Source organism: Streptomyces sp. NBC_00344 (assembly GCF_036088315.1).
GTDB lineage: Bacteria > Actinomycetota > Actinomycetes > Streptomycetales > Streptomycetaceae > Streptomyces.
In genome coordinates, this window is the sequence record NZ_CP107996.1 from 2,580,817 (window position 1) to 2,601,329 (window position 20,513).

Here is a 20,513-nt window from a genome sequence, read left to right on the forward strand (position 1 = left end):
CTCTTCTCCGTGCAGGCTTCCGGCCGGAGCGGCCGCCAGAAGAAGACTCTTATATGACATAGCCCCGTATCCCTGGTCATCATGCCTGACACTCCCTCAATCACCCATTTCCGCCCGTACAGGGGCGCTACGGTCAGTCCATGTCTGCCGAAGCCGCCACATCCGACGGCCATCTGAGCTCCGTGACGGGCTGGGGGCGCACCGCCCCCACCACCTCGCATCTGGTCCGTCCGCGCACCCACGAGGAGGCGGCGGCCGCGGTGCTCAACTGCGGCAGGAGGGGTTCCATCGCCCGCGGTCTGGGCCGGGCCTACGGTGACGCGGCGCAGAACGCGGGCGGGGCGGTGCTCGACATGACGGGTCTCGACCGCATCCGCTCCATCGACGCGGACGCGGGTGTGGTGGTCTGCGACGCGGGAGTCAGCCTGCACCGGCTGATGGAGGTCCTGCTGCCGCTCGGCTGGTTCGTGCCGGTGACGCCGGGGACGCGCTACGTCACAGTGGGCGGGGCGATCGGGGCCGACATCCACGGCAAGAACCACCATGTGTCCGGTTCCTTCTCCCGCCATGTCCGGTCGCTGGACCTGCTGACCGCGGACGGTTCGGTCCATACGACCACCCCCGGCACGGTGCTCTTCGAGGCGACGGCGGGCGGCATGGGACTGACCGGTGTCATCCTCTCGGCGACGGTCCGGCTGCTGCCGGTCGAGACCTCCTTGATGTCCGTGGACACCGAGCGGGCCACCGACCTGGACGACCTGATGGCCCGGCTGACCGCCACCGACCACCGCTACCGCTACTCGGTGGCCTGGATCGACCTGCTGGCGCGGGGCGCGGCGACCGGGCGCTCGGTGCTCACCCGGGGCGAGCACGCCCCGCTGGACGCCCTCCCGGCGCGCGCCAGGCGCTCCCCGCTGTCCTTCCGGCCGGGAACGTTCCCCGCGCCGCCGTCCTTCGTCCCGGAGGGTCTGCTGGGCCGCACCTCGGTCTCGCTCTTCAACGAACTCTGGTACCGCAGGGCCCCGCGCAGCCGCACCGGTGAACTGCAGCGTCTGTCCACCTTCTTCCACCCGCTCGACGGAGTGCCGCACTGGAACCGGATCTACGGGCGCGGAGGCTTCGTCCAGTACCAGTTCGTCGTCGGCCACGGGCAGGAGGACACACTGCGCCGGATCGTCAGGCGCATCTCCCGGCGCGGCTGCCCGGCCTTCCTGGCGGTCCTCAAACGCTTCGGCGCGGGTGACCCCGGGTGGCTCTCGTTCCCGATGCCGGGCTGGACACTCGCCCTGGACATCCCGGCGGGCCTGAACGGCCTTGGCGCCTTCCTCGACGAGCTGGACGAGGAGGTGGCGGCGGCCGGTGGCCGGGTCTATCTGGCGAAGGACTCCCGGCTGCGCCCGGATCATCTGGCGGCCATGTATCCGCGTCTCCAGGACTTCCGCGACCTGCGCGCGGAACTCGACCCGTCCGCCGTCTTCACGTCAGACCTCTCCCGCCGCCTCGGCCTGTAAGAAAGCAGCCCCATGAAAGACGCCTTCGGCACCCCGCAGTCCCTGCTGATCCTCGGCGGCACCTCCGAGATCGCGCTGGCCACCGCCCGCCGGCTGGTGGCACGCCGCACCAGGACGGTCTGGCTGGCCGGCCGTCCCTCCCCAGCCCTGGAGTCGGCGGCGGAACAGCTGCGGAAACTGCGCGCGGACGTCCGTACGGTCGCCTTCGACGCCCTGGATCCGGCATCCCACGAGGAGGGCCTGGGCAAGGTCTTCACCGAGGGCGACATCGACATGGTGCTGCTGGCCTTCGGCATTCTCGGCGACCAGGCCGGCGACGAGAGCGCCCCGCTGTCGGCGGTCAAGGTGGCGCAGACCAACTACACGGGAGCCGTCTCAGCGGGGCTGATCTGCGCGAAGGCCCTGCAGGGCCAGGGCCACGGCTCGCTGGTGGTGCTTTCGTCCGTGGCCGGCGAGCGGGCCCGCCGGGCGAACTTCATCTACGGCTCCAGCAAGGCGGGCCTGGACGCCTTCGCCCAGGGACTGGGCGACGCCCTGCACGGCACAGGGGTGCATGTGATGGTGGTCCGCCCCGGCTTCGTACGTTCGAGAATGACAGCCGGCCTGGCAGAGGCACCGCTGGCCACCACGCCGGAAGCAGTGGCGCTGGCGATCGAGACGGGGCTGCGCCGCCGCTCGGAAACGGTCTGGGTGCCCGGCGCGCTGCGGGTGGTGATGTCGGCCCTGCGCCATGCGCCGCGGCCGCTGTTCCGCCGCCTGCCGGTGTGACGCCGGGGCGCCGGTGAGCGGGGCCGGACGGCTACTTCCCGGCCGGCGGACGGCGGTGCCGCCTCCGGCACGGTCGGCCGCCGGTGCCCCGGAGACGCCCGGGCGACTCCGGTCGCGGAGCTACGGCCGGGAGGTGGCCGGCGCCTCACGGGACACACTCGGACCCGGGACCACTCCGCCGCCGCCCCCGAACGCGTACTCCCGCAGTTTCCGCCACACACCGTCCTCGCCCTGCTCGTACAGGGCGAAGGAGCCGCACGTCCAGGTGGCCTCGAAGGAGGCCAGCGCCTCGTGCGCCCGGTCCATCGCCTCGTCGGGGATGCCGTGCGCCACCGTCACATGCGGGTGGTAGGGGAAGTGCAGGTCCCGCACCAGCGGGCCGGACGCCTCCCTGATCTGCTGCTGCAGCCAGGAGCAGGCCGACCCGCCCGTCACCACCTGGACGAAGACGACCGGCGACAGCGGACGGAACGTCCCGGTCCCGTGCAGCCGCATCGGGAACGACCGGTTCTTCGCGGCGACCGACGCGAGATGGGCCTCGATCGCGGGCAGCGCCTCCGAGTCGGCCTCGGTCGGTGGGAGGAGGGTGACATGCGTGGGGATGCCGTGCGCGGCAGAATCCCCGAAGCCCGCGCGCTGCTCCTGGAGCAGGCTGCCGTACGGCTCCGGGACCGCGATCGAAACGCCGAGCGTTACGGTCCCCACGTCGTTCTCCTCCGCTGTCGGATGCTTATGTGCAGTGTGGCGGGCGATCCGCCCCTCTGACCAGAGTCCAAGGTCACAAGCCCGGGTCAGTGCTTGGCAGGCAGAAATCCCACCCGTTCGTAGGCCTGCGCCAGGGTCTCGGCGGCGACCGTGCGGGCCTTCTCCGCGCCCTTGGCCAGGATCGAGTCCAGCGTTTCGGGGTCGTCCAGATATTCCTGGGTGCGGGTCCTGAAGGGCACCACGAAGTCGGCGACGATCTCCGCGAGGTCGCCCTTGAGCGCGCCGTACATCTTCCCCTCGTAACTCCGCTCGAGGTCGGCGATTCCCGTACCGGTGAGAGTCGAGTGGATCGTCAGCAGATTCGATACACCGGGCTTGGCGACCGGGTCGTAACGGATCACCGTGTCCGTGTCGGTGACCGCGCTCTTCACCTTCTTCGCCGAGACCTTCGGCTCGTCGAGCAGGCTGATCAGCCCCTTGGGCGAGGCCGCCGACTTGCTCATCTTGGCGGTCGGGTCCTGCAGGTCGTAGATCTTCGCCGTCTCCTTCAGGATGTACGGCTCGGGAATCGTGAAAGTCCCGCCGAACCTGCTGTTGAACCGCTCCGCGAGGTCACGCGTCAGCTCGATGTGCTGACGCTGGTCCTCACCGACCGGGACCTGGTTGGCCTGGTAGAGCAGGATGTCGGCGACCTGGAGGATCGGATAGGTGAAGAGACCGACGGTGGCGCGGTCGGCGCCCTGCTTGGCGGACTTGTCCTTGAACTGCGTCATACGTGAGGCCTCGCCGAAGCCGGCGATGCAGTTCATGACCCAGGCGAGCTGGGCGTGCTCGGGCACCTGGCTCTGGACGAAGAGCGTGCAGCGCTCGGGGTCGAGGCCGGAAGCCAGCAGCTGAGCGACGGCGAGTCTGGTGTTGGCCCGCAGTTCAGCCGGTTCCTGGGGAACCGTGATCGCGTGCAGGTCGACCACCATGTAGAAGGCGTCGTGCGACTCCTGCAGCGCCACCCACTGGCGTACCGCGCCCAGGTAGTTGCCGAGGTGGAACGAGCCTGACGTGGGCTGGATCCCGGAGAGCACGCGGGGACTTTCAGAGGCCATGTACAGCATTCTCTCAGGTGCGGAACCGATCTCTGCCGCGCGGTGTATGAAAGACGTGAAGACGCTGGAGGGGGGCCCGGCCGTCGCTGCGGACGATGCCGAGGTGATCGCGCGGGTGCGGGCCGGGGACGCCCACGCATACGCGGAGCTGGTGCGTGCGTACACCGGAATCGCGTTGCGCGCGGCGGCGGCCATAGGAGCAGGCGCGGACGCCGAGGACGTGGTGCAGTCCGCCTTCTTCAAGGCGTACCGGGCGCTGGGCCGGTTCCGGGAGGGTGCGCCGTTCCGGCCGTGGCTGCTGCGCATCGTGGTGAACGAGACCAGGAACACAGTGCGCTCCACGGTGCGGCTGCGCTCGGCGGCAGGGCGTGAGGCGGCGCTGACGGAGGCAGAGCCACTGATACCGGAGTCGGCGGACCCGGCGGTGGCCGTGGTCGAGGACGAACGCCGGGCACAGCTGCTCACCGCTCTGGACGGACTGAGCACGGAACACCGCCTGGTCGTCACCTACCGCTATCTGCTGGACATGGACGAGGCGGAGACGGCGCAGGCGCTGGGCTGGCCGCGGGGCACCGTGAAGTCACGGCTGAACCGGGCTCTGAAGAAGCTGGGCAGGCTGCTGCCACCGCCGGAGGCGAGCGAGGGAGGTGAGGGCGGATGACCGACCGGGACACCGACCGGGAACAGCGCCTCCCCGAGGAGCTGCGCATGCTGGGGCGCCGGCTGGACTCCCTGCACACCGACGGGGATTCGATGGCCGAACGGGTGCTCGCGCAGCTCATCGCGGAGTCGGTGCCCACCCCGGTGAGGACGGCGGACACCCCCGGCCGGGTCGGCCGGGCGCGGGCCTGGGCTAGAAGGCGATGGCGTGCTCTGCTCGCCCTGTTCTCCGGGCTGCTGATCCTTTTGGTGCTCACCCCGCCGGTCCGGGCGGCGGTCGTGGATTGGTTCGACTTCGGTGGGGTCGCGGTGCACTACGACCCCACGGCACCAGCCAGGGCCGGTGCGTCCGTGCCGGGCTGCGGCACCCCGGTCACGTCGGCCGCGGCAGGTCGCACGGCAGGCTTCGCTCCGGTCGTTCCGACCGCGCTCGGGACACCGGCTGTGGTGTCGGTGGCGGGAGGCCAATCGAACGATACCGAGAGGGCTCCCGCAGGGCCGGCGCCACACGTGCGGGCCAGTGTGGTCTGGGGACTGAGCGGCGTGGGCGGCTGGCCCCAGACCCGGGCGGCCCCGGGTGGGGATATCGCGATCGAACGAGAGGATCAGGTCATGGTGGGGGACGACTCCACGGTCTGGGTGCGCTCCGACCCCGCGGTCGACGTGAAGGACGACGATATCCGCTGGCACCGTGTCCCGGCCGAAGTCCTCGATCTGCTGGCCAAGCACAGGCTCCTCGGCCCTGCCGAGGCGGCGGCAACCGGCCGGCCCACCACGGCGGGATGGTGGTGGGCCCTTCCCGGCCTGGCGGTGGGTGCGGCTGCCGGATACGGCGGTGCGCTGCTGGGGCGGCGCCGGGGACACGAGCTCCCGGAGCCGCGCCGGCAGTTGATAGATCTCGATTCCTGAGCCGACCGGCATCCGGGCGGCCTCGGATGCCGGGAGGAACTGCTGAGAGGTACTAGGGCAGGGGCAGTCCCGGTGCCGGGAATGCGGCCATCAACTCCGCCACTTCGGAGCGCACCACGGCCAGGGCGTCCTCGTCGCCGGTGCGAGCCGCGGTGACGCCCCGGTCGATCCACTCGGCGATCGCCGCCATGTGCCGTGCAGCGAGACCGCGCGAGGTGAGTGAGGGGGTGCCGATACGGATGCCGGAGGGGTCGAAGGGCTTCCTCGGGTCGTAGGGCACTGTGTTGTGGTTCACGACGATCCCTGCCCGGTCGAGCGCTTTGGCGGCCACCTTGCCGGGCACTTTGCGTGAGGTCAGGTCCATAAGGATCAGATGGTTGTCGGTGCCGCCCGAAACCAGATCGAAGCCGCGCGCCAGCAGCTCCTCGGCGAGGGCACGGGCGTTGGTGACGACCGCGCGTGCGTAGTCGCGGAAGCCGGGCTGGGCGGCTTCCTGAAGGGCGACGGCGATGGCAGCCGTCGTCTGGTTGTGCGGGCCGCCCTGGAGACCGGGGAAGACGGCCTTGTCGATGGCCTTGGCGTGCTCCTCGCGGCACATCAGCATCGCGCCCCGCGGGCCGCGCAGGGTCTTGTGGGTGGTCGTGGAGATCACGTCCGCGTAGGGGGCGGGAGAGGGGTGGGCGCCGCCTGCGATCAGACCGGCGATATGGGCGACATCCGCAGCGAGCACGGCACCGGTCTCGCGGGCGATCTCGGCGAAAGCCGCGAAATCGATGGTGCGGGGAAGGGCGGTGCCACCACAGAAGATGACCTTGGGGCGTTCCTTGATGGCGAGTTCGCGTACCTCGTCGAAGTCGATCAGCCCGGTGTCGTGACGTACGCCGTACTGCACGCCGCGAAACCATGTGCCGGTGGCTGAGACGCCCCAGCCGTGGGTGAGGTGGCCGCCCATCGGGAGGGCCATGCCCATGATCGTGTCACCGGGTTCGGCGAAGGCGAGATAGACGGCCAGGTTTGCCGGGGAGCCGGAGTAGGGCTGGACGTTGGCGTGCTCGACACCGAACAGGGACCTGGCACGGGAGATGGCGAGCCGCTCGATCTGGTCGATGTTCTGCTGGCCCTCGTAGTAGCGGCGGCCCGGATAGCCCTCGCTGTACTTGTTCTGCAGGACGGTTCCGGAGGCCTCCAGGACGGCCTGCGAGACGTAGTTCTCGCTGGGGATCAGCCGCAGTGTGGTGGCCTGCAGGAGTTCTTCCGCGCCGACCAGTGCGGCCAGCTCGGGGTCCGTTGCGCCGAGGGCCGGATGCGAAGCGGCGGACTGCGGGGCGGCGGGGTACGCGGGTGTGGGCTGGGCGGGGTGAGTGTTCATGGCGGTCTCCGGATCGGCCGAACATCGGTGAACCGGGGTGACGACTCGGGCCCGCCGGAGGCGGGTTCGGGCAGCATCCACACGGTTCCTGGTCCGGCGGTGCCCAGGCGGACGGCACCACGTGTGGTCTCCCGCGCACGGCTTCCCCAGGGTCGCTTCCCTGCGCGCCAGTCGCCGTGCGTGCCCCCACACTAGCGGCCGGCTTGAGGTCGGCAAGGTTTGTTTGTGCTTGACGTGACCCACGATAGGAATGGGCGCACCCTGACCCGTACGCCGCAGAATTCGCACGGCACGCGGTCCGCACCACGCACGAACGAGTCGCACGATCCGCACACCGCTCGATCCGCACGCCGCTCGATCCGCACGTCGCAAGGTCCGCACACCGCAAGGTCCGCACGTCGTAGGAACGGAGAACCCGTGTCAGTTACGGAAACATCGATCGCCTCCGCCGAAGAGCACAGTGCGCACAACTACCATCCACTCCCCGTGGTCGTCGCATCGGCCGACGGTGCCTGGATGACCGATGTCGAGGGACGCCGCTTCCTCGACATGCTCGCCGGTTACTCCGCGCTCAACTTCGGCCATGGCAACCGGCGTCTGATCGAGGCGGCCAAGGCCCAGCTGGAGCGAGTCACCCTCACCTCGCGGGCCTTCCACCACGACCGGTTCGCCGCGTTCTCCACCCAGCTCGCGGAGCTGTGCGGGATGGAGATGGTGCTGCCGATGAACACCGGGGCGGAAGCGGTGGAGACGGCGGTGAAGACCGCACGCAAGTGGGGTTACCAGGTCAAGGGCGTTCCGGACGGCCGGGCGAAGATCGTGGTGGCGGAGAACAACTTCCACGGCCGGACCACCACCATCGTCAGCTTCTCGACGGATGCCGAGGCACGCGCGGACTTCGGCCCCTACACGCCGGGCTTCGAGATCGTCCCCTACGGCGACCTGGCCGCGCTGGAGGCGGCGGTCGACGAGAACACCGTCGCCGTGCTCATCGAACCCATCCAGGGCGAGGCCGGTGTGCTGGTGCCGCCTGCGGGCTATCTCCCGGGCGTACGGCAACTCACCACGGACAGGAACGTCCTGATGATCGCCGACGAGATCCAGTCCGGTCTCGGCAGGACCGGCAGGACGTTCGCCTGCGAGCACGAGGATGTCGTGCCGGACATGTACGTCCTGGGCAAGGCGCTCGGCGGCGGGGTGGTACCGGTGTCGGCCGTGGTGTCGTCGGCCGACGTACTGGGCGTCTTCAAGCCGGGTGAGCACGGCTCGACCTTCGGCGGCAACCCGCTTGCCTGCGCTGTCGCGTTGGAGGTCATCGCGATGCTGCGCACCGGTGAGTTCCAGCAGCGGGCGGCCGAGCTCGGTGACCACCTCCACCATGAGCTGGGTCTGCTGGTGGGCGGTGGCGCGGTGGAGGCCGTCCGCGGACGCGGGCTGTGGGCCGGGGTGGACATCGTGCCGTCGCACGGCACCGGCCGGGAGATCTCCGAGAAGCTCATGGACCGCGGTGTGCTGGTCAAGGACACCCACGGCTCCACCATCCGGCTCGCCCCGCCGCTGGTGATCACCAAGGAGGACCTGGACTGGGGCCTCGATCAGCTGAGGACCGTGCTGGGCGCCTGACACCGGGCGGTTCCGGTTCGGGGACAGGCCCGGGCCGGACCCGCCCGCCGGGCTACAGGATGACGTGGGGCAGGAAGCGGGCGTACTCGTCCGTGACCGGCCCCGCCGACTCCCTGATGCCGAGCCCCGCGGCCTCGTCCTCGACCACCCACGCACCGAGCACCACACGGTTGCCGTCGAAGTCGGGCAGCGGGGCCAGCTCCTGGTAGCAGCAGAGCTCGTCGGTCCGCGCCGCAGTGCTGCCGGCCGCACCGGAGCACGCTTCGTGGAGCAGCACACCGGCGCCCTCCCTGCCGAGCAGCGGCTTGGAGACGTACCCCTTCGACTCGGCGAGTTCGCGCGGGCCGTCCAGATAGGCGGCCAGCAGGTTGGGATGTCCCGGGTAGAGCTCCCACAGCACGGCGAGCAGCGCCTTGTTGGAGAGCAGCATCTTCCAGGCCGGCTCGATCCAGCAGGTGGAGCCGGTGGAGCCACCGTTGTCGAGGGTGTCGAGGACATGGGGCCCGAAGCTGTCGGTCGTCAGCCACTCCCACGGGTAGAGCTTGAAGCAGCTGCGGATGAAACGCATCCGTTCGTCTACGAACCGCCCGGACAGCGGGTCCCAGCCGATCTGTTCCACCGTCAGTGCCTCGGTGTCGATTCCGGCCTGCTGGGCGGTCTCCCGCAGATAGGCGACCGTCATCAGATCCTCGCCGAGCTCGTCGGCGTGGGAGTGCGCGAAGTGCAGCGGCCCCGGTGGCAGCAGCGGAGCCTGTCGCTTCCAGGCCGCGATCAGGCGCTCGTGCAGCGAATTCCACTGGTCCGCACCGGGGAAGCGGTCCTCCATCCAGAACCACTGAGGGCTCGCCGCCTCCACCAGTGAGGTGGGGGTGTCGGCGTTGTACTCGAGCATCTTCGCGGGGCCGTCACCGTCGTACCTGAGGTCGAACCGCGCGTACACGGACGGCAGTTCGGCGCGTCTGCGCCACGACTCGCCAACCAGCCCGGCCAGCCGCGGATCGGTGATCCCCAGCTCAGCGAAGCGGTTGTTCTCGACGATATGAGCGGCCGCCGCGAGGCACATGGCATGCAGTTCCTCGACGACCTCCTCGAGCGCCTCGATCTCGGGAAGCGAGAACGAGTAGTACGCGCTCTCGTCCCAGTACGGGCGGAGCGAGCCGTCGGGATAGCGGGTCAGCGGGTATATCAGCCCCTGCTCCTCGACTGTCCGCTGCCAGCCGGGGCGGGGTTCTGTGGTGTGGCGCTTCATGGTGTCGGGTACGCCCTGCTCAGCCGCCGCTGGAGTGGAAGCCGCCGCCGAAGCCGCCGCGGTGCACCGAGGACTTGTTGAAGCTGCCGCCGGAGATCTTGCCGTGCCTCGACGTGCCGCCGTAGTAGTAGGTGCCGTGGCCGCTGCTGTCGCTGCACTCGTACTTCGGCAGCTGCTTGTAGGTGTCCGGGTCCACGCAGCGCTTGTCCACGTCGGAACCGCAGGCCGTGAGCGTTGCCGCCAGCATCCCCATACCGCCGAGCACCACGGCGCCCGACCTCATTTTGCGCATGCGCTGTCCTCCCCCGTCGTACACATGTCTCAGACATGCACATGTCTTGGAACTGTCGGCGTACAGACTAGATGTCGCCACCAGCCACGGGTAACCGGGTGCACATGATCTCCTCAATCACCCCTGCACTGCCTGCGCGCATCATCGCCGCCGTGCGGGCGCACCGGCCCGCCACCGGTCACGGCAGCACCCTGCACAGGGCGTCCAGTGCCGCCGCGTAGGCACTGTCCGGCGGGGTGCCGTAACCGACGACCAGTGCGTCGCGACCCGCGGGGGCGTCCACGTGCCGGTAGCGCGACACTCCCTCCAGAGCCAGCCCCTGCCATGCGGCCGCCTGCACCACAGACTGCTCGGTACCCGGCGGAAGTTCCAGGACGGCATGCAGTCCCGCTGCGATCCCGTGCACCCGGACGTCGGGGGCCCGTTCGGCGAGCGCGGCCACCAGCTGGTCGCGTCTGCGGCGGTAGCGCAGCCTGTTCGCGCGGATATGACGGTCGTACGCGCCGGAAGCGATGAACTCGGCGAGCGTCAGCTGGTCCGGCGAACTCGACAGGTCATGCGGCCCCTTCGCGTCCAGCACCTCGCCCACCGCATCCTGCGGGACCACCATCCAGGCCAGCCGCAGGCCGGGGGCCAGGGATTTGCTCGCCGTGCCGAAGTACACGACCCGTTCGGGGTCGAGGCCCTGGAGGGCACCCACCGGCTGGCGGTCGTAGCGGAACTCCCCGTCGTAGTCGTCCTCCAGGATCAGCCCTCCCGAACCGCGCGCCCAGTCGACGGCGGCAGCCCGCCGGTCGGGGCTGAGCGGTACACCGATCGGGAACTGGTGCGCGGGTGTCATCAGCACCGCACCCTCCCGCCCCAGCGCCCCGGTCTGCGAGCCCAGTTCGTCGAAGGGCAGTGCGGGGGTGTGCAGCCCCGCGTCGGTGAGCAGGTCCCAGTGCACATCGAGGCCGTAGGACTCGACCGCCACCTCCCGCACCCGCCTCGACCGCAGCACCTTCCCCATCAGCATCAGCCCGTGCACGAAGCCCGAACAGACGACGATCCGGTCCGGGTCGGCGTACACGCCCCGGGCCCGGGCCAGGTACTCGGCGAGTACGGTCCGCAGTTCGATCCTGCCGCGGGGGTCGCCGTAGCCGAACGCCTCGTGGGGTGCGGCGCTCAGCGCCTTTCTGGCCGCCTTGAGCCACTCCGTACGCGGGAAGGACGCCAGGTCGGGCGTTCCCGGATTGAGGTTGTGGACGGGTCCGAGGCGCACCGGCCGCCGGGGGGTGACGGCTCTCTTCGCGGCACGCGGGGCGGCCCTCCGGGCCACCTGGGTGCCCGAACCCTGCCGCGCGGTCAGCCACCCCTCGGCCACCAGTTCGGCGTACGCGTCGGCGACCGTGTTGCGGGCCATTCCCAGATCGGCCGCGAGGGTCCTGGAGGACGGCAGCCTGGTGCCGGGAGACAGCCGTCCGGTGCGCACCGCCTTGCGAAGCGCGTCGGTGAGACCCACCCGGAGCCCGGGCCCGGTCAGATCGAGGTGCAGGTCTACGCCGAAATTGGCCCATGAATCCGTCATGTAAATGGACCATACGCCTGCGCCACACCGGCCGTAGGGTCGTAGCCATGACGACAGAGACCAAGCAGGACACGAACTACGCCCCCGAGCACGCTCCCCGGCTCCAGATGGCCACGCTGGCCCCCGAGGTCTACAAGGCCATGGTGAAGCTGGACGCCGCGGCCCGCCAGGGCGTGGATCCGACCACCCTCGAGCTGGTGAAGATCCGCGCGTCGCAGCTCAACCACTGTGCGTTCTGCCTGGACATGCACACCAAGGACGCGCTCGCGGCGGGCGAGTCGTTCGAGCGGATCGTGCAGCTCAGCGGCTGGGAGGAGTCCAGGCACTTCTACACCGAGAAGGAGCTTGCGGCGATCGCGCTGGCCGAGGCGATCACGGTGATCACCGACGGATTCGTTCCCGACGAGGTGTACGCGCAGGCGGCCCAGCACTTCGATGAGACCGAGCTCGCCCATCTGATCGCCGCGATCACCGTGATCAATGCGTGGAACCGCTTCGCCGTCTCCACCCGGATGGCCCCGGGCCACTACACGCCGGGCGCCTTCGCCCACCGGAGCTGAGCGACCGCGATGACCGACTTCCGCCGTCTGCACCTCGGCCGCGCCGCCGGCGACCCGCTGGTCCTCCCCGGCCCCTGGGACGCCGCGAGCGCCCGGGTGTTCGCCGATGCCGGCTTCCCTGCCCTGGCCACGCCGAGCGCCGGGGTGGCGGCGTCCCTGGGCTACGAGGACGGTTCCACCCCGCCGGACGAGATGTTCGCCGCGGTCGCCCGTATCGTCCGGGCCGTGGACGTCCCCGTGTCCGCGGACATCGAGGACGGTTACGGTCTTCCGCCGAAGGAGCTGGTGGCCCGGTTGCTGGACACCGGGGCCGTCGGGTGCAATCTGGAGGACTCGTCGGCGGGCGCCCTCAAGGACCCCGAGCGGCACGCGGCATGGCTTGCGGAGGTCCGCGTGGCGGCCGGCGGCGGGCTCTTCATCAACGCCCGGGTGGACACGTACATCCGCGGTGTCCGCGATCCGGCGCAGGCCGTCGGCCGGGCCCGCCGGTATCTCGCCGCGGGGGCCGACTGCGTGTACCCGATCGCGGCCCCGCCGGAGCAGCTCCCCGGACTTGCGGCCGCGATCGGAGCACCGCTCAACGCGATCGTGAAGCCGTCCGGCCCTTCGCCGCGCACACTCGGCGAACTCGGCGCCACCCGCGTCACGTTCGGCCCGGGCCTGCAGAGACAGGCGATGGAGCGGCTGCGTCAGGACGCGAACACCTTGATGTAGGTCGTCACGAACACCACGCAGAACACCACCATCACCGCGCAGAAGACGATGACGAACAGCGCGCCGAGCATGCTGCGGGCCGCTGTGGACGGCGGAAGCGCGGTGGCGCGTTCCGGCCGGTCAGCGGGGTAGTGGACGGTGACGAAGTCGCCTTCCAGCCGGGTACCGGGGCCGCCGGACTCCTCGAACCGGACGGGCTGCCCGCCCGCCGGGGTGAATTCGTACACGTGGTGCAGAGTCGTCGTGCGGTGGCCCGAGTCGGAGTCGCGGCTGGTCGTGGTGTACGTCCGCAGGCACCGGGCCTCGGCGGTGAGCCCACTGCGCCAGGCCGCGCGCAGGCGCAGTGTGGCGATCACGGTGCGGCAGGCGATGAGCAACGCGACCATGGCGATGAATGCGGGTACGGCATAGAACATGGGCTACCCCCGTAGCGATGCGGTGCAGGAACCCTGCGTGGCCATGCCGCTCAGCATGTCTGCCTGCACAGATGCCCCCGGCAACCTGACGGTTGCCGGGGGCCGGTGTCGTGTCGGTGCGCCGCTACCGCAGGCTCAGATCAGGCCGAGCTCACGCACCGCGTCGCGCTCCTCGCTGAGCTCCTGCACCGAGGCGTCGATGCGGGCACGCGAGAAGTCGTTGATCTCCAGGCCCTGGACGATCTCGTACGCGCCGTCCTTCGTGGTGACCGGGAAGGAGGAGATGAGGCCCTCGGGGACACCGTAGGAGCCGTCCGACGGGATACCCATCGAGGTCCAGTCGCCGTCCGCGGTGCCGTTGACCCAGGTGTGCACGTGGTCGATGGCCGCGTTGGCTGCCGAGGCGGCCGACGACGCGCCGCGCGCCTCGATGATCGCCGCACCGCGCTTGGCGACGGTCGGGATGAAGGTGTCGGCCAGCCACTTCTCGTCGTTGACGGTCTCGGCGGCGTTCTTGCCCGCGACCTCGGCGTGGAAGATGTCCGGGTACTGCGTGGCGGAGTGGTTGCCCCAGATGGTGAGGCGGCGGATCTCGGAGACCGCGACGCCGGTCTTCTGCGAGAGCTGCGAGATCGCGCGGTTGTGGTCCAGGCGGGTCATCGCCGTGAAGCGATCGGCCGGTACGTCCGGGGCCGATGCCTGCGCGATGAGCGCGTTGGTGTTGGCCGGGTTGCCGACGACGAGGACCTTGATGTCGTCCGCGGCGTTGTCGTTGATGGCCTTGCCCTGCGGGCCGAAGATGCCGCCGTTGGCGGCGAGCAGGTCACCGCGCTCCATGCCCTTGGTACGCGGGCGGGCACCGACCAGGAGCGCCACATTGGCGCCGGAGAAGGCGACGTTTGGGTCGTCGGTGATCTCGATGCCCCGCAGCAGCGGGAAGGCGCAGTCGTCGAGCTCCATCGCGGTGCCCTCAGCGGCCTTCAGGCCCTGCGGGATCTCCAGGAGACGCAGTTTGACCGGCACGTCCGAGCCGAGCAGGTGGCCCGAGGCGATGCGGAAGAGCAGCGCGTAGCCGATCTGGCCGGCCGCGCCGGTGACGGTGACATTCACAGGAGTGCGGGTCATGGCGTTCTCCGTAAGACAGCTGGCGGTGGGGGTCCCTGCCCCTGGTGCGGAAATCCCGGTACCTCACATCCGGAACTGAATCTTGATGTGAAGAGACTTCCGACGTCAGGCTATCGGACCCCGTGCACGACCGGCTCCCGCCCCCGTGTGGCACGCCGCACACAAGCGGCTCCGGCGACTCGGTGCGCGCCCCGCATACGACGGTGGCCGCCGCGCCAATGGGGGGGTGAGGCGCTGACGGCCACCGTCGGGTGCAAGCACCCGTGGGGGGATGCAGAGCGCCTGCCCCGTCATGCGCCGAGCACTCCCCCGACTTTCAATTATTTTTTCGGAGCGCCGATCCACGCCGTCCGGGCAGGGTGGTGCCGGCACCCGCCGTCCGGGACGCGCGGCGGGTCAACACGTCTGCCCGACAGGTGATTTCCGGATGCTTGCCGCACCGCGGCCGCCAAGTCCCCGCGCACGTAACCGATCTGGCCCGGCGGGGGGGCCGCCGGGACGTCACCGCACGGTGAAGTGCACCAGATCCTCCAGGAACGGGATCTCGAGCCAGGGGTTCGGCTGCACCATCAGCGCGAGCAGGGTGATCACCACGCCGAGCACCCCGTAGGTCAGCATGTCGGTGAAGCGGGAGCGCACCGCCAGCATCCCCACCGAGCGCACCCACCAGCGCATCACCGCGCCTGCCATCAGGGCCGCGCCGATGACCAGCAGGCCCACCCGGGTGACGTCCAGGGCGACCAGCAGCAGTCCCACACCGGTCAGGACCAGCACCGTCAGCAGGGGCCACTGCCGGGCGGGCGCCGGGGCGTCCCCCGCGGCGGCGCGGCCACCGCCCTCGGGGCGGGCGGTGTCGCGGGTGACCCTGGGGAAACGACGGCTGGTGCGTACCGGCTCGCCCTCGGGGCCCGGCGCGCTGACGACACCCTTCGCCCCGGGTTCGCCGGACTCGCCGGGACCGGTCCCGGCGGGGTCAGCCGGCACTGCGCTCAGCCGCCTCCACCACGTTCACCAGCAGCTGAGCGCGGGTCATCGGGCCCACTCCGCCGGGGTTCGGGGAGATCCACGCCGCCACGTCGGCGACTCCGGGGTGCACGTCGCCGACGATCTTGCCGTTCTCGTCCCTGCTGACGCCGACATCCAGAACAGCCGCCCCCGGCTTGACGTCCTCCGGCTTGATGATGTGCGGCACACCGGCGGCCGCCACGACGATGTCCGCCTGCTTGAGCTGCGCGGACAGGTCACGGGTTCCGGTGTGGCATTGGGTGACCGTCGCGTTCTCGGACTTGCGCGTCAGCAGCAGCGGGATCGAACGGCCGACGGTGATGCCGCGGCCCACGACCACGACATGCGCCCCGTTGATCTCCACACCGTGGTGGCGGAGCAGCTGGATGATGCCCTGCGGGGTGCAGGGCAGCGGGGCCGTCTCGTTGAGCACCAGCTTGCCGAGGCTGGTCGGGTGCAGGCCGTCGGCGTCCTTGGCCGGGTCCATGAGTTCCAGGACACGGTTGGTGTCGATGCCCTTGGGCAGCGGCAGCTGGACGATGTATCCGGTGCACTCCGGGTCGTCGTTGAGCTCCCTGACGACCGCCTCGATCTCCTCCTGGGTGGCAGTGCCGGGGAGTTCGCGCTGGATGGATCCCATGCCGACCTCGGCACAGTCGCGGTGCTTGCCGTTGACGTACCACCGGCTGCCCGGGTCGTCACCGACCAGCAGGGTGCCGAGACCGGGGATGATCCCCTTCTCCTTGAGGGCCGCCACGCGGGCGGTCAGATCGGACTTGATCGCGGCCGCGGTGGCCTTGCCATCGAGAATCTGGGCTGTCATGCACCCCATTCTTCCAGGGCGTGCCCTGATCGCCCAAGTTGCACTTGCACAACGCATACGGAAGGCGACTGGACAAACTTATGCGCGGTTTAGAACGATGATCCCGCAGTGCCGCGGGCAGTGCAGGGGGGCAGGACCGCAACATCAGCATTTCGCACCAATCCTCCGCTCGTACCGCGTCGTCCCGCACGATCTACGGAGGAAATACCGCCATGAGCTTCGGCGACCCGAACAACCCCTACGGCCAGCCGCAGGGTCAGCCCCAGCAGCCGCCGCAGCCCGGCTACGGCTACCCGCAGCAGGCGCCACAGGGCGTCCCGCCGCAGCAGGGCATGCCGCCGCAGCCCGGCTACGGCTACCCGCAGGCACCGCCGGTCCAGCCCTACGGCGGCGGCTACCCGCAGCAGCCCGGCTACGGCGGCATGCCGGAGTTCGCCGGCTGGTGGAGGAGGTTCGGCGCCCTGCTCCTCGACGGTCTGATCATTGGCGTCCCCTACAGCATCATCGTCGGCATCGGCGGCTCCGTGGGCGGCGGCGCCGGTTCTGCCATCGCCATAGTCGGCATCCTCTTCGGCATCGGGCTGGGGCTCTTCAAGCTCTACAAGGAGGGCACCACCGGCCAGTTCATCGGCAAGAAGGCCCTCGGTATCAGCCTGCTGCGCGAGGCCGACGGCCAGACCCTGGGCTTCGGCATGGCGTTCGTCCGCTACCTCGCCCACTTCGTGGACAGCATCGCCTGCTACCTGGGCTGGCTGTGGCCGGCCTGGGACGCCAAGAAGCAGACGTTCGCGGACAAGATCTGCTCCACCGTGGTCGTCAAGGTCGGCTGACCCGCGCCCGGTTGCACCCGAGGGCCGTAACTCCGCGCTGTTCGCGCGGAGTTACGGCCCTCGGTCGTACGGGACGCTCAGTGGAAGAAGTGGCGGGTGCCGGTGAAGTACATCGTCACGCCTGCCTTGCCCGCGGCCTCCACGACCTGCTCGTCACGGATCGAACCGCCCGGCTGCACCACGGCCTTGACCCCGGCGTTCGCCAGGATCTCGAAGCCGTCGGGGAACGGGAAGAAGGCGTCGGACGCGGCGTACGCGCCCCGCGCCCGCTCCTCGCCCGCACGCTCCACCGCGAGCTTCGCCGAGTCGACGCGGTTGACCTGGCCCATCCCGACGCCGACGGACGCGCCGTCCTTGGCCAGCAGGATCGCGTTGGACTTCACAGCGCGGCACGCCTTCCACGCGAAGGCCAGCTCCGCGAGTTCGCCGGCGGCCAGCGCGTCGCCCGATGCCAGGGTCCAGCTCGCCGGGTCGTCGCCCCCGGCCTGGAGCTGGTCGGTGGCCTGGAGCAGGGCACCGCCGTCGATCTGCTTGACCTCGTACGCCGCCGAAGGGGCACCGGGGCAGCGCAGCACCCGCAGGTTCTTCTTGCGGGCCAGCGCCTCGAGCGCACCGTCCTCGTAGTCCGGAGCGACCAGGACCTCGGTGAAGATCTCCGCGATCTGCTCGGCGAGTGCGACGGTGACCGGGCGGTTGACGGCGATCACGCCGCCGTAGGCGGAGACCGGGTCGCAGGCGTGCGCCCTGCGGTGCGTCTCGGCCAGGTCCTCGCCGATCGCGATGCCGCACGGGTTGGCGTGCTTGATGATCGCCACGCAGGGCTCCGCGTGGTCGTACGCGGCCCGGCGGGCGGCGTCGGTGTCCGTGTAGTTGTTGTAGGACATCTCCTTGCCGTGCAGCTGCTCGGCCTGCGCGAGACCGCCGGTGCCGGACAGGTACAGGGCCGCGCCCTGGTGCGGGTTCTCGCCGTAGCGCAGCACGTTCCCGCGCTCATAGGTGGCGCCCAGGAACTCGGGGAAGCCGCTGTCGTCGGATGCCGCGTACTCGACCGCGAACCAGCTGGCCACCGCCACGTCGTAGGCGGCGGTGTGCCGGAATGCCTCAGCGGCCAGCCGCTTACGGGCGGTCAGGTCGAATCCGCCGTTCCGTACGGCCTCCAGGACGTCCGCGTACCGCTGCGGGTGGGTGACGACCGCGACGGACGGGTGGTTCTTCGCGGCGGCCCTGACCATCGAGGGGCCGCCGATGTCGATCTGCTCGACGCACTCGTCGTCGGTGGCGCCGGATGCGACGGTCTGAGTGAACGGGTACAGGTTCACCACGACCAGGTCGAACGGCTCCACGCCGAGCTCGTCGAGCTGCCGACGGTGGTCCTCCAGCCGCAGATCGGCGAGGATCCCGGCGTGCACCCGCGGGTGCAGCGTCTTGACCCGGCCGTCCAGGCACTCGGGGAAGCCGGTGAGCTCCTCGACCTTGGTGACCGGCACCCCGGCCGCCGCGATCTTGGCGGCGGTGGATCCGGTGGAGACGAGCGTGACGCCCGCCTCGTGCAGTCCGAGGGCCAGCTCCTCCAGACCGGACTTGTCGTAGACGCTGACGAGCGCGCGGCGGATGGGCTTAACGGTGTCCGTATTCTCGGTGTGCACCGACCTGAACCTTTCGTCCCTCAATGCGGTAGCCGTCACGGGACAGACGCCCCACGACATCGACGAGCAGCTTTCGCTCGACTTCCTTGATGCGCTCGTGAAGAGCGTTTTCGTCGTCCTGCTCACGGATCTCGACCACGCCCTGCGCGATGATCGGTCCGGTGTCGACGCCGTCGTCGACGAAGTGGACGGTGCAGCCGGTGACCCGCGCGCCGTACGCGAGCGCGTCGCGTACGCCGTGGGCTCCGGGGAAAGCGGGCAGCAGGGCCGGGTGGGTGTTGACGCAGCGGCCACCGAACGCGGCGAGGAATTCCTTCCCCACGATCTTCATGAAACCGGCCGAGACGACCAGGTCCGGCCGGTAGGCGGCAGTGGCCTCGGTCAGCGCCGTGTCCCAGGCGTCACGGTCCGTGTACTCCTTCACCTTGCAGACGAAGGTCGGAAGCCCGGCGCTGTGGGCACGCTCGAGACCGGCGATGTTGTCGCGGTCGGCTCCGACCGCGACGACTTCGGCGCCGTAGGCGGCCGGATCGTCACCGATGGCATCGAGCAGGGCCTGCAGATTGGTTCCGGAACCGGAGACCAGTACGACCAGGCGGGCGGGAGAGGACGGGGAGGCCACGGCGGGGCCCTTTCTGGATACGACTTGTGCGGTCGTACGAATGAATCGCATCCCCCGATACGGGGAAGTCTACGAATGCGCCGACCGTCGGCAACGATACCGGCACACCGAACGGCCCCCACGGGACGGGGCCACGGCCGGGAGGTAGCGTCTGGGGACAGGATCCGTCTTCCGGACGGGAACCGAACGAGGGGAAGACGTTCACCAGATGCAGGACCGACGCCACCGCGCGACTCTCCGCACACCACAGCAGGGGCAGAGCTCCCTGCTGCTGCGGGAACGCCGGCCCTCTTCGACGGAGCCCGACGACAACCCGTTCGCGCCGCCGCCGGAGAACAGGCCCGATCAGCCGTGGCAGCCGCGGCGCCCGGCGAACGGCGACGACGACTCCTCGTCATCCGATCCATCCTCGCCCCCCGGCCGCGGCAGCCAGTGGAGCCCTGTGCAGCCCGGGCGCCAGGACGGTGGGTTCGGCAGCAACCCCCAGCGGCAGGGCGACGGCCCGAACGAGCCCGGCGGCGGCAAGGGCGGCCCGGGACCCGGCATGCGCTGGGACCCGAAGGACCCGGTCCAGCGCAGGGCGCGCTATGCCCTGCTCGCGGGGATGTGGGCGTTCTTCTTCGCTCTCTTCAATCTGCCGCAGGTCGCGCTGCTCCTCGGCGCGCTCGCTCTGTACTGGGGCATCAGCTCGCTGCGGGCGAAGCCGCAGCAGCGGACCGGCGACCACCCGGCCGTGAATCCTCCGGCCGCCCCGGCTGCCGGGCCGCCTGCCCCGCCGAGCGCACCGCCGGCCCCGGGGCCGCACTCCGGTTCGGCGAGGCCCCGTACGACGGCGGCCGTGAGCGGTCTGGTGGCGGCGGGACTCGCGCTGCTGATCGTGGCCCTGACCTTCGCGTCACAGCTGGTGTACCGGGACTACTACAGCTGCGTCGACGACTCGCTCACCAAGCAGGGTCAGCTCGACTGCAACAAGCTGCTTCCGGACTCTCTGGTACCGGTCCTCGGCACCAAGAAGTAGC

At 70.1% G+C, this 20,513-nt stretch carries 21 protein-coding genes and 1 riboswitch; of the genes, 9 read left to right on the forward strand and 12 right to left on the reverse strand.

The features are described 5' to 3' along the window. The first annotated feature begins 140 nt into the window (after nucleotides 1-140). Nucleotides 141-1,511, forward strand: coding sequence for an FAD-binding oxidoreductase (locus OHS16_RS11570; RefSeq protein WP_328537107.1), 1,371 nt, complete (start codon nucleotides 141-143; stop codon nucleotides 1,509-1,511). A 12-nt stretch (nucleotides 1,512-1,523) separates the two neighbouring features. Next, nucleotides 1,524-2,279 (forward strand): decaprenylphospho-beta-D-erythro-pentofuranosid-2-ulose 2-reductase, encoded by a 756-nt coding sequence (locus OHS16_RS11575; protein WP_328537108.1) that lies wholly within the window; start codon nucleotides 1,524-1,526, stop codon nucleotides 2,277-2,279. A 120-nt stretch (nucleotides 2,280-2,399) separates the two neighbouring features. Here OHS16_RS11575 and OHS16_RS11580 read toward each other — a convergent pair whose 3' ends face one another. Beyond that, nucleotides 2,400-2,984, reverse strand: a complete 585-nt coding sequence (locus tag OHS16_RS11580; protein ID WP_328537109.1) for a 2'-5' RNA ligase family protein — start codon at nucleotides 2,982-2,984, stop codon at nucleotides 2,400-2,402. Between the two features lie 86 nt (nucleotides 2,985-3,070). Further along, complete coding sequence (gene trpS / locus OHS16_RS11585) at nucleotides 3,071-4,084, reverse strand: tryptophan--tRNA ligase (RefSeq protein WP_328537110.1); 1,014 nt, start codon at nucleotides 4,082-4,084, stop codon at nucleotides 3,071-3,073. Nucleotides 4,085-4,130: 46 nt separating this feature from the next. Between trpS and OHS16_RS11590 the strand changes: the two genes are divergently transcribed. Continuing rightward, nucleotides 4,131-4,745, forward strand: a complete 615-nt coding sequence (locus OHS16_RS11590; protein ID WP_328537111.1) for an RNA polymerase sigma factor — start codon at nucleotides 4,131-4,133, stop codon at nucleotides 4,743-4,745. After that, a complete protein-coding gene (locus OHS16_RS11595) occupies nucleotides 4,742-5,653 on the forward strand; it encodes a hypothetical protein (RefSeq protein ID WP_328537112.1) in 912 nt (303 codons plus the stop codon). The genes OHS16_RS11590 and OHS16_RS11595 overlap by 4 nt, the downstream gene beginning before the upstream one ends. Nucleotides 5,654-5,705: 52 nt before the next feature. Here the strand turns inward: OHS16_RS11595 and glyA are convergent, their stop codons facing one another. Next, nucleotides 5,706-7,022: a serine hydroxymethyltransferase gene (glyA, locus tag OHS16_RS11600; protein WP_328537113.1), complete on the reverse strand. Its 1,317-nt coding sequence runs from the start codon at nucleotides 7,020-7,022 to the stop codon at nucleotides 5,706-5,708. A 94-nt stretch (nucleotides 7,023-7,116) separates the two neighbouring features. Beyond that, nucleotides 7,117-7,207, reverse strand: a riboswitch (ZMP/ZTP riboswitch). A gap of 232 nt (nucleotides 7,208-7,439) precedes the next feature. Between glyA and rocD the strand changes: the two genes are divergently transcribed. Next, the gene (rocD, locus tag OHS16_RS11605) at nucleotides 7,440-8,645 is read left to right on the forward strand and encodes an ornithine--oxo-acid transaminase (RefSeq protein WP_328537114.1); all 1,206 of its coding nucleotides are present in this window, start codon (nucleotides 7,440-7,442) and stop codon (nucleotides 8,643-8,645) included. A 52-nt stretch (nucleotides 8,646-8,697) separates the two neighbouring features. Here rocD and OHS16_RS11610 read toward each other — a convergent pair whose 3' ends face one another. The 3 genes from OHS16_RS11610 to pdxR form a co-directional block, all read right to left on the reverse strand. After that, nucleotides 8,698-9,894 (reverse strand): glutathionylspermidine synthase family protein, encoded by a 1,197-nt coding sequence (locus OHS16_RS11610; RefSeq protein ID WP_328537115.1) that lies wholly within the window; start codon nucleotides 9,892-9,894, stop codon nucleotides 8,698-8,700. Nucleotides 9,895-9,913: 19 nt separating this feature from the next. Then, nucleotides 9,914-10,186 carry a hypothetical protein gene (locus OHS16_RS11615; protein ID WP_328537116.1) on the reverse strand — a complete coding sequence of 91 codons (273 nt, stop codon included), beginning with the start codon at nucleotides 10,184-10,186 and terminating at the stop codon, nucleotides 9,914-9,916. A 178-nt stretch (nucleotides 10,187-10,364) separates the two neighbouring features. After that, on the reverse strand, nucleotides 10,365-11,753 hold the full coding sequence (gene pdxR, locus OHS16_RS11620; RefSeq protein ID WP_328537117.1) for a MocR-like pyridoxine biosynthesis transcription factor PdxR: 1,389 nt from the start codon (nucleotides 11,751-11,753) through the stop codon (nucleotides 10,365-10,367). 47 nt (nucleotides 11,754-11,800) lie between these two features. Between pdxR and OHS16_RS11625 the strand changes: the two genes are divergently transcribed. Together OHS16_RS11625 and OHS16_RS11630 are read left to right on the forward strand one after the other, a co-directional pair. Further along, nucleotides 11,801-12,313, forward strand: coding sequence for a carboxymuconolactone decarboxylase family protein (locus OHS16_RS11625; RefSeq protein WP_328537118.1), 513 nt, complete (start codon nucleotides 11,801-11,803; stop codon nucleotides 12,311-12,313). Nucleotides 12,314-12,322: 9 nt separating this feature from the next. Then, a complete protein-coding gene (locus tag OHS16_RS11630) occupies nucleotides 12,323-13,027 on the forward strand; it encodes an isocitrate lyase/PEP mutase family protein (RefSeq protein ID WP_328537119.1) in 705 nt (234 codons plus the stop codon). Here OHS16_RS11630 and OHS16_RS11635 read toward each other — a convergent pair. The 4 genes from OHS16_RS11635 to OHS16_RS11650 form a co-directional block, all read right to left on the reverse strand. Continuing rightward, complete coding sequence (locus OHS16_RS11635; protein ID WP_328537120.1) at nucleotides 13,003-13,443, reverse strand: DUF3592 domain-containing protein; 441 nt, start codon at nucleotides 13,441-13,443, stop codon at nucleotides 13,003-13,005. The genes OHS16_RS11630 and OHS16_RS11635 overlap by 25 nt on opposite strands. A gap of 135 nt (nucleotides 13,444-13,578) precedes the next feature. After that, nucleotides 13,579-14,568, reverse strand: coding sequence for a malate dehydrogenase (locus OHS16_RS11640; protein WP_328537121.1), 990 nt, complete (start codon nucleotides 14,566-14,568; stop codon nucleotides 13,579-13,581). A 501-nt stretch (nucleotides 14,569-15,069) separates the two neighbouring features. Next, entirely contained in the window at nucleotides 15,070-15,552 is a 483-nt protein-coding gene (locus OHS16_RS11645) for a DUF3017 domain-containing protein (protein ID WP_328537122.1), read from the reverse strand. Next, on the reverse strand, nucleotides 15,542-16,396 hold the full coding sequence (locus tag OHS16_RS11650) for a bifunctional methylenetetrahydrofolate dehydrogenase/methenyltetrahydrofolate cyclohydrolase (RefSeq protein WP_328537123.1): 855 nt from the start codon (nucleotides 16,394-16,396) through the stop codon (nucleotides 15,542-15,544). Before OHS16_RS11650 ends, OHS16_RS11645 begins: the two co-directional genes overlap by 11 nt. Before the next feature lie 212 nt (nucleotides 16,397-16,608). Here OHS16_RS11650 and OHS16_RS11655 point away from each other — a divergent pair, with 212 nt between their 5' ends. Then, entirely contained in the window at nucleotides 16,609-17,226 is a 618-nt protein-coding gene (locus OHS16_RS11655) for an RDD family protein (protein WP_328537124.1), read from the forward strand. A gap of 77 nt (nucleotides 17,227-17,303) precedes the next feature. On the opposite strand, the gene purH is transcribed toward OHS16_RS11655, so the two are convergent. Together purH and purN are read right to left on the reverse strand one after the other, a co-directional pair. Next, nucleotides 17,304-18,932 (reverse strand): bifunctional phosphoribosylaminoimidazolecarboxamide formyltransferase/IMP cyclohydrolase, encoded by a 1,629-nt coding sequence (gene purH, locus OHS16_RS11660; RefSeq protein ID WP_328537125.1) that lies wholly within the window; start codon nucleotides 18,930-18,932, stop codon nucleotides 17,304-17,306. Continuing rightward, nucleotides 18,844-19,545: a phosphoribosylglycinamide formyltransferase gene (gene purN, locus OHS16_RS11665; protein WP_328537126.1), complete on the reverse strand. Its 702-nt coding sequence runs from the start codon at nucleotides 19,543-19,545 to the stop codon at nucleotides 18,844-18,846. The genes purH and purN overlap by 89 nt, the downstream gene beginning before the upstream one ends. Before the next feature lie 157 nt (nucleotides 19,546-19,702). Here purN and OHS16_RS11670 point away from each other — a divergent pair, with 157 nt between their 5' ends. Then, nucleotides 19,703-20,512 carry a hypothetical protein gene (locus tag OHS16_RS11670; RefSeq protein ID WP_328537127.1) on the forward strand — a complete coding sequence of 270 codons (810 nt, stop codon included), beginning with the start codon at nucleotides 19,703-19,705 and terminating at the stop codon, nucleotides 20,510-20,512. Nucleotide 20,513 lies beyond the last annotated feature (1 nt).